Source organism: Vibrio sp. 10N.222.52.C3, assembly GCF_041474195.1.
In the GTDB taxonomy this organism is placed as follows: Bacteria; Pseudomonadota; Gammaproteobacteria; order Enterobacterales; family Vibrionaceae; genus Vibrio; species Vibrio crassostreae_C.
The window spans coordinates 1-12,061 of record NZ_JBFRTQ010000101.1; the positions used below are offsets into that span (position 1 = coordinate 1).

Below are 12,061 nucleotides of genomic sequence, written 5' to 3' on the forward strand. Positions count from 1 at the left end.
TCCTCCTACTCGATTCTATCCTTGCTAGATGCTAGATGCTAGATGGAACAGCTTGTTGTGCTTGCTTCTTATCTAACGCACCACTGAATCGAGTCAGAACAAGAGCGATCAGAACAATCACAGCACCTACCCAAGGGGTGTTCATTAATCCAGATTTTGCGACAATCAAACCACCGCCCCATGATCCCAATGCAATACCGACGTTGAAGGCTGCAATGTTCAACCCAGAAGCGACATCGACTGCGTCTGGTGTGTATTTCTCAGCCAGTTTCACAACATACACTTGTAGCCCCGGAACGTTACCGAATGCAAATGCACCCCAAACCAAGATGGTAGCAACGGCTGCGTAAGGGTTCACTGCGGTAAAGTTGAATACTACCAGTACCGCGGCTAAACCAGAGAAGATAACGGTCAGTGCTTTAATCGGGCCCATCTTGTCGGCCATTTTTCCGCCCCAGATGTTACCTACCGCCACTGACACACCGTAAACCAACATGATGAGACTGATAGAGCTCGAATCAAATCCTGATACGTTTTCCAGTATCGGAGCAAGGAACGTAAACGCTGTGAATGTACCGCCATAACCTAGTGCTGTGATAGCGTAAACCAACAGCAAGCGTGGTTGAGTTAGAACCTTTAGTTGTGCCGAAATCTTCGCCGCTGGTGGTTGCTTAAGGTTGCTTGGAACCAAGATAGCGCTACCGATAAGAGCAATAAGACCAAGCAAGGCAACGATCAAGAAGGTTGCTTGCCAGCCAAAGGTTTGGCCGATGTAAGTGCCCAGTGGTACGCCGGTCACCAATGCAACCGTTAAACCCGTAAACATGATCGCAATGGCACTGGCTGCTTTATCTTTTGAAACCAAACCTGTCGCGATGGTCGATCCAATCGAGAAGAACACACCATGGGCAAGGCCGGTCAAAATTCGTGCGGCGATCAGCGTGTTATAGCCTGGAGCTTGCCACGCCAATAAGTTACCAATGACAAACAATGCCATCACGGTCAGCAACACCGCTTTACGATTCCATTTACCGGTTAATGCCGTTAACACTGGCGCACCAATAGCAACGCCAAGCGCGTATAAACTGACTAATAGGCCCGCCGATGGCAGAGATACATTCAAGTCGCTCGCCATGGTAGGAATCAAGCCTACGATGACAAATTCTGTGGTTCCGATGGCAAAGGCGCTGAGCGTCAATGCAAGTAATGCTAGTGGCATAATCATCTCTCTTACTGTTCTTTGTTAAATACCGAGCGCGATAAAATGGGGCAGCTTGTGACTGCAATAGGAGCGCTTCGTTTGATGGCGAGGATTATCTAGTAAAATATATTTGTTAAAAATGCCATCATTAACAAATAACTTTTGTTAAATTTGCAATAATTAAAGAGTTAGCCGATCATTGGGTTAAGCTAATGAGATCGAAAAGGCATAGATGATTTGAGCTGTGATGAGCACAAGCGAGATGACATTAAACAAAATGAAGATAGCGAAGGAGCCTCATGTTAACCCGTTCAAATGATTTAGAAATGGTACTCACCGTTGTCGATGCTGGTGGTTTTTCTGCGGCGGCAGAGGCGCTGGATGTGCAGGTCGCCAAGGTGTCTCGCTCGGTGAGTAAGGTTGAGTCGCAACTCGGCGTCTCAATATTCAACCGAACAACGAGACGCGTGGAATTGACGGAGGAAGGGCGACAGTTTGTCGATTCAGTCAGGGTGGGACTACAGATGATCCAGAGCGCGGAAGAAGAAATCGTGTCGCGCGGTGAGTTGCCAAAAGGTCGTTTAAGAGTCGATGCCGCCAGTCCATTCGTATTCCATCAGCTAGTGCCGTTGGTGCAGTCATTCAAAGAGGCTTACCCAGACATTGAGTTGGAACTCACTTCCAACGAAGGCTTCGTTGATCTTCTCGAAAAGAGAACTGATGTTGCGATTCGAATCGGTAAGCTGTCCGATTCAACACTGCACGCTCGCCCGTTAGGAAAAAGTTTACTCCATATTGTGGCGTCACCTGATTATCTCGCTAAGCGTGGGCTGCCCACCAAACCTGAAGATTTGAGTTCGCATCAAATTGTGGGGTTTGCGGGTAACAAAGTGCTTAACCATTGGCCTTTACCAAACCAAAGTGATGTCGCGCCTACTGTGACAGCCAGTAATGGTGAAACCGTGCGTCAACTAGTCTTAGCTGGAAATGGGATTGCTTGTTTATCGGGGTTTATGGTGCAGGAAGATATGGCAGCAGGGCGTCTAATCCCTATCTTGGAACAAGACAAACTTGCCAACACAGACCGAGAGCGAGTGAATGCGGTTTATTACAAGTCGTCCTCTGTCTCTAAACGTATCTCGGCGTTTATTGATTTTATACAGCCCCATTTGAAGCTCTAACTAAGGCAGACCGACGATACCCGCTTAAATAAAAAAGCCCCGCTGACGCGCCGCGGGGCTTTCAAATCGAACTCGATAGCTTGTCAGTGTGCTTTCTAGTTACAGACTATTGAAACTGTACTTAAGCGATCTTAGTCATCTCGTTAAGTGTAAATGACGTAACACTACCTTCCGTTGCTGCCATGTATTCAGCAAGGTGGGTATTACCCATGTGTGTTTGCCAAAGTTCACGAGACGTCCAGTTTTCGTAGAAAGTGAAATGTGCTGGGTTTTCATTGTCTTGGTGAAGGTCGTAGTTGATGCAGCCTTCTTCAGCGCGAGTAATATCAATCAGCTTTAGCAGCTCTGCTTTAACCAATTCAATTTTGTCTTCGTTAGCGACGATGTTTGCGACGATAGTTAGTTGAGTCATGTTGGTACCTATATTATTTTTCACCGAAATGGTGATTTGTCTGTGTTTACAGTGCCACTCTTTGTTCATTGAGCTGCAGTCTGTGTCGATGGATAAATAATAGTGGGAATATTTGAAACGATAAACAGTGCTACATTTGAATTATTGTCAAAAAATAATTGATAATAGCTTGGGTATTATGTGCTACTAGGCGTAGGTGAGGAGTATTTAGAAGCCGCCCGCCCACGCATCAAAATCGTCAATATTGTCGAGCTCTTCCTTGGTTCTTGGCGCAGGGTAATAAGGCAGAGCCAATCTTTGAGCGGAAGGTTGCAGTTCCCAATCGGGTGTAATCTTGAGTCGGGTTAACTCATCGTTGAGGCGCACAAACATATAGTAGCCATCGGCATGGGTATTGGCGTAACTCGCGATAGTTGCGATATCACCAGAAGGTAACTTTACGTCTCGACCCAGTGGATAGAGTTGGTGCAATGCGAAACTCACTTTGGGATCTTCAAGTTTGCCTTGCTTAAAGCGTTCTAATCCGATGGCGGTTGAAGTGGTGCGCGGCTTCCACCCTGTGAGGAACAATCCACTCAAGTTATCTTGGAACGGCTTACCCTTTCGATTGCCTTCATTGGTAATGAATTGAACCGTCAATGTATCTCCCGATTCTTGCAGAATATCTAAAAACTGTTCACCAGTGCGATCGACCAAAAGCTTCATAAGACATAAATACCATTAAGAATGAAATACGATAAAGGGTACTACTATAAGGAAGGCTTGTGTAGAGACGATAAAGGTTATGCAGCGTGAACAATGTTTTCGGTGTTGACCCTTACATGTCCCTTAGATGAACAACAGCTTTAGCGCTTACGTAAGTAATGCGTTTGCACAATCTCATATAAGTAAGTCGACACGCCTGTTAGTGTGAAATCAAGCGGTGAAACTAGATCTCCAAACAATGGTGAAGCATCACCCAGACCGAATAGAGCTCACCATTGACATGGTCGAAAAGCCGCTGAGTTTATACTGTTTGGCACTCACCCAACTTAAGTGATTTGTGGGCCAATTTACCGACCTTTAAATTTATACTGGATAATTACATATAAATTTCAGGCTTTAGCAGTAATAATCAATGAATAGATCGGAATAGCTTGTTCATTGAAAAGCTGTACGGAAAGTTTCTAAAGACGCCATCGTGAAAAGGAAGTCAGATACATGCCTGTGCTCCAACGCATCAGTTTAACGTTAATCTTAATCGCCGTTTTAGGTGGGTGTTCTTCACTTCCTGAAGGCATCGATCATCCAACAGAACCGCCAACCTCTCCTGCACCTAGTTCTTTATCGGTTCTAACCAATGAATTTCAGCCTGAAGCTTTAGAGCGAGGCACCACTGCGGTTCGTCTGCAAGAGTCTGGTTGGGATGCCTTGGCACAGCGATTAGCGCTGGTCGAAAGTGCCGAGCACACCATCGACATTCAATATTACATCTGGAACTCTGACGAATCGGGCAGCTATCTCGCTAGCCGTTTATTAGCAGCGGCCGAGCGCGGTGTGAAGGTTCGCGTAATGCTGGATGATATCAACCTCAACGAACGTGAAGGGTTGCTGTCGGCACTGGATGCACACCCGAACGTCGAGATTCGTATCTTCAATCCAACACCAACACGCCGCGGTTTCAGTAAATGGCTGAGCTTTGTCGGCGACTTTTCTCGTTTAAATCGCCGTATGCACAATAAGTCGTTTACCGTCGATGGTACTTTGTCTGTGGTGGGTGGACGTAATATTGGTGATGAATACTTCGACCTTTCTGATGAAATCAATTTCCGAGACCGCGATGTATTAGTCATGGGCTCGGTAGTTAACACCATCCAAACCAGTTTTGTTGAATACTGGAACAGCCGTTGGTCTTACCCTGTCGATATGCTGGGTGATGACGAGCAACCTGATCTCTCGAAGATAGATAATATTGTCGTTCCGCATTATCAAAATTACCCGGAATTGCCACTAGATCGTAAGGCTGCTGATAGTTTGCTGAAAGAGGTGATTGGTGAGATGGCATGGGTGAATGCGCGTTTTGTTTACGATCAGCCTGTTCCTGATGATTCAGACAATACCGATGAACCGAAAGCGACCGCGATTCTTCTAGGGAAATTAGCGAGCGAATCGAAACAAGAGATCTTGCTGGAATCCGCTTACCTTGTATTCGATGATGGTCAGCTTGAAGAGTGGCAGGTATTGAACAACAAGGGCGTTGAGATAAAAGCGCTAACTAACTCTATGGCGTCTAATGATCTGGTGACTAATCATTCTGCTTATGCAGGCAGACGTTACGACATGTTGGAGCATGGCATCGATCTGTTTGAGCTAAAACCAGAATCTAAGCTGTGTGAAGCATCGACTCAAGACGTGTCTAAATGTGCGCCTGAGACAGCCTATGGCTTGCACGCTAAATCAGTCGTATTCGACCGCAGCATCGCGAGCATCGGCTCATTTAACTTCAACTTGCGCTCTACCTACCTCAATACTGAATCGGTTTTGATCATCGAAAATAAAGAGATTGCTGAAACGTTAGCAGACACTATTGAGCAAGCAATGAGTGAAGATAATAGCTGGCGCTTGGAATTGGAAGACGGTGATGTGTATTGGTATTCAGGCGATCAACGTTGGGACAGCGAACCTGACACTGGTCAATGGGAACGAACGCAGTCAGGCTTCCTACAGTTGTTACCGATTGAGAAATATCTGTAAGCTAGCCGCCTCCGGATAAATAAAAATGTCAGCGTATATTACGCTGACATTTTTGTTTGTACTGCTGTTTGCTGTGGTTTGTTGCAAGCTCTTAACGGCTTAACGGCTTAACGGCTTAACGGCTTAACGCTTGGTCAGCTGCTTGCTGTTCAAGTAAGGCAGGATATGCGGGCGAGATTCGCCAGACAGCTTTTGAGTGATCTGTTGTGACCAACTGCTCTGCTTTTGGTTGCTTGAACGGCTTGCGTAGTAGCTTTGCATCGAATCATCGTAGCTGGCAATTTCATCTAGACTCAGCGGTTGGTATTGGTTTTCGTGCATCACCACATGAGCAGGAAGGCGAGGCTTAACCTCTGGTTGCTGTGCCGGGTGACCTAAGCACATCCCAAACAACACGGCGGTATGTTGTGGTAGTTCTAACAGTTCATCGACTTGTTGTGCGCTGTTACGCAGCCCGCCAATGTACACGCCACCTAAACCTAGAGACTCAGCTGCCAGCATGCAGTTTTGCGCCATGATGCCAGAATCTACCGCGCCAATCAGGGTCAGTTCAGTAAAGTCGGTTTTCACTTCAGGGTTAATTTGAGCGTGGCGTTGATAGTCGATACAGAACACTAAAAACTCAGCCGCATTCTCAACGTAAGCTTGGTTACCTGCGTATTCAGCTAACAGTTTACGCTTCTCTGTGTCTGTCACTCTCACGATAGAAACAGCCTGCAGTAAGCTCGATGATGAAGCCGCGAGACCAGCCTGAATAATCACATCAAGTTGTGCTTTTTCAATCGGTTGATTTGTATATTGACGAATGGAGCGGTGCCCCAGAATAGTTTCAATCGTGCTGTTCATAACTCTCAGACAGTCCTTGTGGTGATGACGTAGAGAATCACAATAACGACAATTACCATGAGCGTAAAGAGTGTTTGAGCCTTTCTGGTTGACATATTTCAGCAGCGTCAGCCCAGTTTTTGAGATTCTATTTATAATCGATTAATGCCAGCTGCTATGCCGCTGGCATTTTATTATTGAGTGAAATTTGCTTCGAAATAGGCACTAAATGCTCAGAACTGTCGGATAAAATAGGGCATACTGGACGCAATATATAGACCAAAGAAAGTAACCACGCGCATGAATCCAATCTGCCTCAACGACCCTTTTTCTCTTCCTAATGGCCAAGTGATCAAAAATCGCCTGTTCAAATCGGCAATGAGTGAACAGCTAGGTGATAAACATCATAACCCTAAGCAAGGTTTAGTCACGCTTTACCAGCGTTGGGCTCAAGGAGGAATTGGCCTATCCATGACGGGCAACGTGATGGTCGATAGAGGTGCGCTTGGTGAACCTAAAAACGTTGTGTTGGATGAGCAAAGTGACTTAATCGTATTTCGTGAGTGGGCGAAGGCTGGAACGCAAAATGGTTCGCAGATATGGATGCAATTGAACCACCCAGGAAAGCAAATCCCTAAATTCTTATGTGATAGCCCCGTTGCTCCTTCGGCTATCTCTTTAGAGCGTGGATTAGAAAAAGGTTTCAATACGCCACGAGCTCTGACTGAGACGGAAATAATCGCAATCATTGATAAATTCGCGCTGAGTGCAAAGCTTGCAAAACAAGCAGGCTTTACCGGTGTGCAGATTCACGGTGCTCATGGTTATCTGGTAAGTCAGTTTTTGTCTTCTAGACACAATCAACGCCAAGACAAATGGGGTGGGTCACTCGAAAACAGACTTCGTTTCGTGCTTGAGGTTTATCGCGCGATTCGAAAAGAGGTCGGTGAAGATTTCCCTGTCGGAATTAAGCTCAACAGTGCTGACTTCATGAAAGGTGGCTTCACTGAAGAAGAGTCGATGCAGGTTGTACAAACTCTGAGTGATAACGGTATCGACCTGATTGAGATCTCTGGCGGCACCTATGAAAGTCCATCAATGATGGGTTCAAAGAGCAAAGCTGAATCAATCAAGTCCAGCACAGTAAAACGTGAAGCGTATTTTATGGATTACATGGTTAAGGCGAGAAAACTCGTGAGTACACCGCTGGTGGTCACGGGTGGTTTTCGAACCGCGCAAGCAATGAATGAAGCATTAAACACCTCGGCGACCGATTTTATTGGTATTGCGCGAACAATGGCGGTTGATCCTGATTTCCCTAACAAGTTAATTGAAAACCCTAGCCACGGCATGCCATTAACGGTGCCAACCACAGGAAAACCCGCATTAGACAAAGTGGCGATGGTCGGGCTGGTTTGGTATGAACATCAAATGTGGCGCATTGCCTCTGGCAAGAATGCTGACCCTAAACTTAGCGCATTAAGCGTGGTGGTAAAAACAATTCTCAGCGCTGGCTGGCACGCTTTCAAAAAGCGCAGAGTGTAAGCAGTCATGGATTGATAAAGCAGAACTTTGAGGAATTGAAGTTCTGCTTTTTTGTTTGTCTCCTTTTAAGTTCTCGATAAATACATCGCAGAGCACCCTCAGCCAGCTTAGCTGTGGTACTAATCTAATACCAACATGAGCATTGGTTATAGTGTTCATAAGTGGCAAATCAGAGTAGACCAACTAGGATGAATTGAATTAAACCCTACAATTAATTCAACAACATGGTAGTTGCTATGATGAAAATAACCCTCTTATCTGTCGCGATCTTATCCAGTCTCTCTTTCTCATCTTTTGCTAAAGATTGTGATCCCAACTTGCTGCCTTCTTGGAAGGACAGCGAGAGCAAATCCGCTATCGTCGACTTTGTTGGGCAAGCCACTAAAGCTGAGTCTGATACGTTCGTGGCAATTGAAGATCGCATTGCCGTGTTCGATAACGACGGTACGCTTTGGTCGGAAAAGCCTTATTACTTCCAATTAGCCTTTGCACTAGATCGTGTAAAAGAGATGGCGCCTGATCACCCTGAATGGAAAACCGAAGCACCGTTTAAGTTTGTACTCGAAGATGATATTGAGAGCGTTCTGGGCAGCGGTGAAGAAGGGCTATTGAAAATCATCATGGCGACACATTCTGGTATGACTGTTGAGCAATACCAGCAAGACGTTGAGCAATGGCTGACGGTAAAAAAAGATAAACGCTTCAACAAAGCCTACACAGACCTTACTTATCAGCCAATGAAAGAGATGCTGACTTACCTGCAAGAGCATGACTTTAAGACTTATATTGTGTCGGGCGGAGGCGTTGATTTCATGAGAGCGTGGGCTCCACAAGCTTATAATATTCCTACAGAGCAAATCATCGGTAGCGCGCTTAAATACAACTACAGCTACAACGATGGTAAGCCAACCGTTACTAAAGACTCGTCCATTTTGACCATTGATGACAAAGCCGGAAAGGTCACTAACATTCAGCATATTATCGGCAAGAAACCTATTCTAGCGGTCGGCAACTCAGACGGTGACCAAGCGATGATGCAATGGGCTACGAGCCAACCCAACTCAATGGCGATGATTGTTCATCACACTGATGCTGAGCGCGAGTGGCAGTACGATCGTGAGTCTCACGTTGGCAAGCTTGATAAAGCGCTAGATGAGGCGAATTCCAGAGAGGATTGGACACTGATCGACATGAAATCAGATTGGTGTGAGGTGTACTAACGCCAAGTATACCCTTGGTCAAAACTTCAAAGGCTCGGATTTTAAATTCGAGCCTTTTTTGTGAGCGGAGGTTTTGGGAATGAACGGTTTGAAAGCAATCGTTTGAAAGGAATAAGGTGTTATGGGTTCGCTTTAAGCAAGAACGTACTATAAATTTTCAATGCATGACGGTTTAATCGAGTTAGTCGGAAATTAAAGGAATAGCAAAATGAAAACGATCGGTTTGCTCGGCGGTATGAGTTGGGAGTCGACAGTGAGCTACTACAAATCCATCAACGAGGGCGTTAAAGCCACACTCGGCGGGCTCAATTCTGCAAAGGTTTGTATGTACAGCGTGAACTTCGATGAGATAGAAAAGCTTCAACATCAAGGTCGATGGGCTGAGACGGCGGATATCTTATCGGACGCGGCTTTATCGGTAGAGAAAGCCGGAGCGGACTTCATCCTGATCTGTACCAATACCATGCATAAGGTCGTTCCTGAGATCGAAGAGAAGATCACGATTCCTATCTTGCACATCGCTGATACCACAGCGCAGAAGTTGCTGGAACAAGGAGTGAAGAAAGTCGGATTACTCGGCACGGCTTTCACGATGGAACAAGATTTCTATAAAGGCCGCCTGACTAACAAATTCGGTATCGATGTGGTGATTCCTGATGAGAGTGACCGAGAGAAAGTCCACAACATCATTTATCAAGAGCTGTGTCGAGGCCAAGTAAAAGAAGAATCTCGAGATGTATACCGTCAAATCATTGAGAAGCTAGGCCAACAAGGTGCAGAAGCCGTTATTCTGGGCTGTACTGAAATCGCCCTCCTGATTCAGCAGCAACACACTGATGTTCCCTTGTTTGATACCACAGCCATTCATGCAGAAGCGGCTGTACGTTTGGCGACGAGTGACTAACTTCTAGTTCTTATTCTTAGTTCCATAGCTGTCCTATTTTCGCTCTTGTACGATTTTCATTCGTTGAAGTGAAAGTTTTTTGTACAAAAGCAGGTCGTTAGTTAAAGAAGCGATGCTTTGTTCATTAACCAAGGCCTTATCGGTAGGTAAGGTTTTAGTTAATGACTGAGGTATCCGCGCTTTTAAGCACTATGCTTTAGTCATGACCGAAAGAGGATTTATTATGAAATGGCTTATCTTATCTGTAACGCTGTTATTCGTGGCAGGATGCCAATCGACGGGGTCTCAAGAAGCACAAGTCGGTGACGACATGAATCGAGTTCATACCCAAGGGTGCAGCAGCTAATCTTCTTTTGTGGAAACACATTTTCAGCTGCTCCGGTAGAGAGTTACCCCTACAAAGCCTTGTGTTGTCACAAGGCTTTTATTTTATACAAAATCTAAAAAATGATTCGACTATATCGCGAATTATCAATGAATACTGGTGTTGATAAACTCTGTTTTATTAAAGCACGCTCTCGTGCTTATAGACCGGAGAAACCAATATGAATTACGAGGGAAAAGTATATCGTCCATGGACAGAGGCGAAGAGCATTCTGATTCAAACCACTTTAGGTTGCAGTATCAACACGTGCACGTTCTGTAATATGTTCAGCGATAAACGATTCAAGGTTTGTGATATTGAGGATGTGTTTAAAGATATCGAAGAAGCTCGCCTGATTTATCCTTATGTTGAATCAATTTTCCTTATCGATGGCAACGTGATGGCCGCCCGCACGGATTATCTCCTTAAGATTTTGGATAAGCTTCGTCATACCTTTCCAGAAAGCAGAAAAGTATCGCTCTATAGTGGTTTGAACGATTTCCGTCGTAAAAGCTTGAGCGAACTTAAAGAGCTTAAAAGTGCCGGTCTCACTATGGCTTATGCGGGGTTGGAGTCAGGCGATGCGGTTGTACTCGACAACATCAAAAAGCGCATGACACCAGAACAAGCGATCGAAGGCATGGAATTAGCCAAAGAAGCCGGCATTGAAACCTTACTTTCGTTTATCTTCGGCCTTGGCGGTCGTGATCGATCACGTGAACATATTGTCGAGACCACAAGATTACTGAATATCATGAAGCCTGAGCAGATAGCGCCAATGGCGTTAGCGATTCAGCCAGGAACCGTGATGGAACAAGAAGTAAAAGATGGCAAGTTCGTTATGCCGACGCAACTTCAGATCTTAGAAGAAGAAAAGTATCTGCTTGAGAATCTAAACATCGACACTTTCTATTGGGGCGACCATGGTAATAACATCGTGACTCAGAAAGGTTTCCTGCTTGATTCAAGAGAGCAATTTTTGGCTAAGGTGAACCATGCGATAGCATCAAACCCAATGGCTAAAGACAGTGTTATTCAGACGTTTGCTTGGTAGCGTTTAGTTAAAAACGATACTTGCAGGCTAAGTAAAAATCGAAAGAAGTATTGTTTTCGAGGCGGGATAATCGCCATAAACCTACTTCCGTTACTGAGACAATTCAAAATCAGCAAAGCCATTTTCTTGGTGGATGTTGTAAATTTGTGAATCTGAATTGTCTATATTCTATGCTGTGTACTGGATCTCATTTGTTATTTGACTCCCTTGCTAAGGTTAATAATGAATGCGTAATACCAATCACTTTACTCAACTTAAGAGGTTTCTATGCTAGGTGAAAATCATTCTCTTGTTCACGAATTTCCTGAAATGAAAGATAAAATTGCTGAGCTTGTTAAAACTGACGATGGCTTTGCAGCAGACATGAAGACGTACGACAACCTTGATAAAGAGATTCGTAAGCTTGAGCTGAAAGATTCACCCATTGATGACGGCTCGATGCACCAACTGAAACATGATCGTTCTGTACTGAAAGATGCACTGCATGCACGTTTAACTGGCTAGTGAGCTAGTAATTTTGCTGATTAGCTAAATGGCGAATTGCAGACTTAGACAAAAAAACTCCTTCGGGAGTTTTTTCGTTTTGGCACAATAACATCTTCACAATTCAACTGAGTTAATA

At 44.9% G+C, this 12,061-nt stretch carries 12 protein-coding genes; 8 read left to right on the forward strand and 4 right to left on the reverse strand.

What is annotated here, in order from left to right; genetic code table 11:
* Positions 1 to 31: 31 nt before the first annotated feature.
* On the reverse strand, positions 32 to 1,219 hold the full coding sequence (locus AB4517_RS15890; RefSeq protein WP_017062388.1) for an MFS transporter: 1,188 nt from the start codon (positions 1,217 to 1,219) through the stop codon (positions 32 to 34).
* 281 nt (positions 1,220 to 1,500) lie between these two features.
* Here AB4517_RS15890 and AB4517_RS15895 point away from each other — a divergent pair, with 281 nt between their 5' ends.
* Positions 1,501 to 2,382 carry a LysR substrate-binding domain-containing protein gene (locus AB4517_RS15895; protein ID WP_372148667.1) on the forward strand — a complete coding sequence of 294 codons (882 nt, stop codon included), beginning with the start codon at positions 1,501 to 1,503 and terminating at the stop codon, positions 2,380 to 2,382.
* 121 nt (positions 2,383 to 2,503) lie between these two features.
* Here AB4517_RS15895 and AB4517_RS15900 read toward each other — a convergent pair whose 3' ends face one another.
* Positions 2,504 to 2,794: a putative quinol monooxygenase gene (locus AB4517_RS15900; RefSeq protein WP_017062386.1), complete on the reverse strand. Its 291-nt coding sequence runs from the start codon at positions 2,792 to 2,794 to the stop codon at positions 2,504 to 2,506.
* A 207-nt stretch (positions 2,795 to 3,001) separates the two neighbouring features.
* On the reverse strand, positions 3,002 to 3,499 hold the full coding sequence (locus AB4517_RS15905; protein WP_372133128.1) for a hypothetical protein: 498 nt from the start codon (positions 3,497 to 3,499) through the stop codon (positions 3,002 to 3,004).
* 495 nt (positions 3,500 to 3,994) lie between these two features.
* Between AB4517_RS15905 and AB4517_RS15910 the strand changes: the two genes are divergently transcribed.
* On the forward strand, positions 3,995 to 5,527 hold the full coding sequence (locus AB4517_RS15910) for a phospholipase D family protein (RefSeq protein ID WP_372148669.1): 1,533 nt from the start codon (positions 3,995 to 3,997) through the stop codon (positions 5,525 to 5,527).
* A gap of 123 nt (positions 5,528 to 5,650) precedes the next feature.
* Here AB4517_RS15910 and nfsA read toward each other — a convergent pair whose 3' ends face one another.
* Positions 5,651 to 6,373 carry an oxygen-insensitive NADPH nitroreductase gene (nfsA, locus tag AB4517_RS15915; RefSeq protein ID WP_017060948.1) on the reverse strand — a complete coding sequence of 241 codons (723 nt, stop codon included), beginning with the start codon at positions 6,371 to 6,373 and terminating at the stop codon, positions 5,651 to 5,653.
* 279 nt (positions 6,374 to 6,652) lie between these two features.
* On the opposite strand from nfsA, the gene AB4517_RS15920 reads away from it, so the two are divergent.
* The 6 genes from AB4517_RS15920 (at position 6,653) to AB4517_RS15945 (ending at position 11,943) form a co-directional block, all read left to right on the forward strand.
* The gene (locus AB4517_RS15920; protein WP_372148671.1) at positions 6,653 to 7,897 is read left to right on the forward strand and encodes an NADH:flavin oxidoreductase/NADH oxidase family protein; all 1,245 of its coding nucleotides are present in this window, start codon (positions 6,653 to 6,655) and stop codon (positions 7,895 to 7,897) included.
* A gap of 236 nt (positions 7,898 to 8,133) precedes the next feature.
* The gene (locus AB4517_RS15925; RefSeq protein ID WP_372148674.1) at positions 8,134 to 9,117 is read left to right on the forward strand and encodes an HAD family hydrolase; all 984 of its coding nucleotides are present in this window, start codon (positions 8,134 to 8,136) and stop codon (positions 9,115 to 9,117) included.
* Between the two features lie 208 nt (positions 9,118 to 9,325).
* The gene (locus tag AB4517_RS15930; RefSeq protein ID WP_065583757.1) at positions 9,326 to 10,021 is read left to right on the forward strand and encodes an aspartate/glutamate racemase family protein; all 696 of its coding nucleotides are present in this window, start codon (positions 9,326 to 9,328) and stop codon (positions 10,019 to 10,021) included.
* A gap of 223 nt (positions 10,022 to 10,244) precedes the next feature.
* Positions 10,245 to 10,367, forward strand: a complete 123-nt coding sequence (locus tag AB4517_RS15935; protein WP_258182976.1) for a hypothetical protein — start codon at positions 10,245 to 10,247, stop codon at positions 10,365 to 10,367.
* Positions 10,368 to 10,566: 199 nt separating this feature from the next.
* Positions 10,567 to 11,439, forward strand: coding sequence for a radical SAM protein (locus AB4517_RS15940; RefSeq protein WP_372057863.1), 873 nt, complete (start codon positions 10,567 to 10,569; stop codon positions 11,437 to 11,439).
* Between the two features lie 267 nt (positions 11,440 to 11,706).
* The gene (locus AB4517_RS15945) at positions 11,707 to 11,943 is read left to right on the forward strand and encodes a YdcH family protein (RefSeq protein ID WP_017067743.1); all 237 of its coding nucleotides are present in this window, start codon (positions 11,707 to 11,709) and stop codon (positions 11,941 to 11,943) included.
* Positions 11,944 to 12,061 lie beyond the last annotated feature (118 nt).

Coding starts and splice junctions, on each gene's coding strand:
- AB4517_RS15925 (WP_372148674.1), top strand. CDS start 8,134: ATGATGAAAATAACCCTCTTATCTGTCGCGATCTTATCCAGTCTCTCT.
- AB4517_RS15900 (WP_017062386.1), bottom strand. CDS start 2,794: ATGACTCAACTAACTATCGTCGCAAACATCGTCGCTAACGAAGACAAA.
- AB4517_RS15895 (WP_372148667.1), top strand. CDS start 1,501: ATGTTAACCCGTTCAAATGATTTAGAAATGGTACTCACCGTTGTCGAT.
- AB4517_RS15920 (WP_372148671.1), top strand. CDS start 6,653: ATGAATCCAATCTGCCTCAACGACCCTTTTTCTCTTCCTAATGGCCAA.
- AB4517_RS15930 (WP_065583757.1), top strand. CDS start 9,326: ATGAAAACGATCGGTTTGCTCGGCGGTATGAGTTGGGAGTCGACAGTG.
- AB4517_RS15945 (WP_017067743.1), top strand. CDS start 11,707: ATGCTAGGTGAAAATCATTCTCTTGTTCACGAATTTCCTGAAATGAAA.
- nfsA (WP_017060948.1), bottom strand. CDS start 6,373: ATGAACAGCACGATTGAAACTATTCTGGGGCACCGCTCCATTCGTCAA.
- AB4517_RS15905 (WP_372133128.1), bottom strand. CDS start 3,499: ATGAAGCTTTTGGTCGATCGCACTGGTGAACAGTTTTTAGATATTCTG.
- AB4517_RS15890 (WP_017062388.1), bottom strand. CDS start 1,219: ATGCCACTAGCATTACTTGCATTGACGCTCAGCGCCTTTGCCATCGGA.
- AB4517_RS15910 (WP_372148669.1), top strand. CDS start 3,995: ATGCCTGTGCTCCAACGCATCAGTTTAACGTTAATCTTAATCGCCGTT.
- AB4517_RS15940 (WP_372057863.1), top strand. CDS start 10,567: ATGAATTACGAGGGAAAAGTATATCGTCCATGGACAGAGGCGAAGAGC.
- AB4517_RS15935 (WP_258182976.1), top strand. CDS start 10,245: ATGAAATGGCTTATCTTATCTGTAACGCTGTTATTCGTGGCAGGATGC.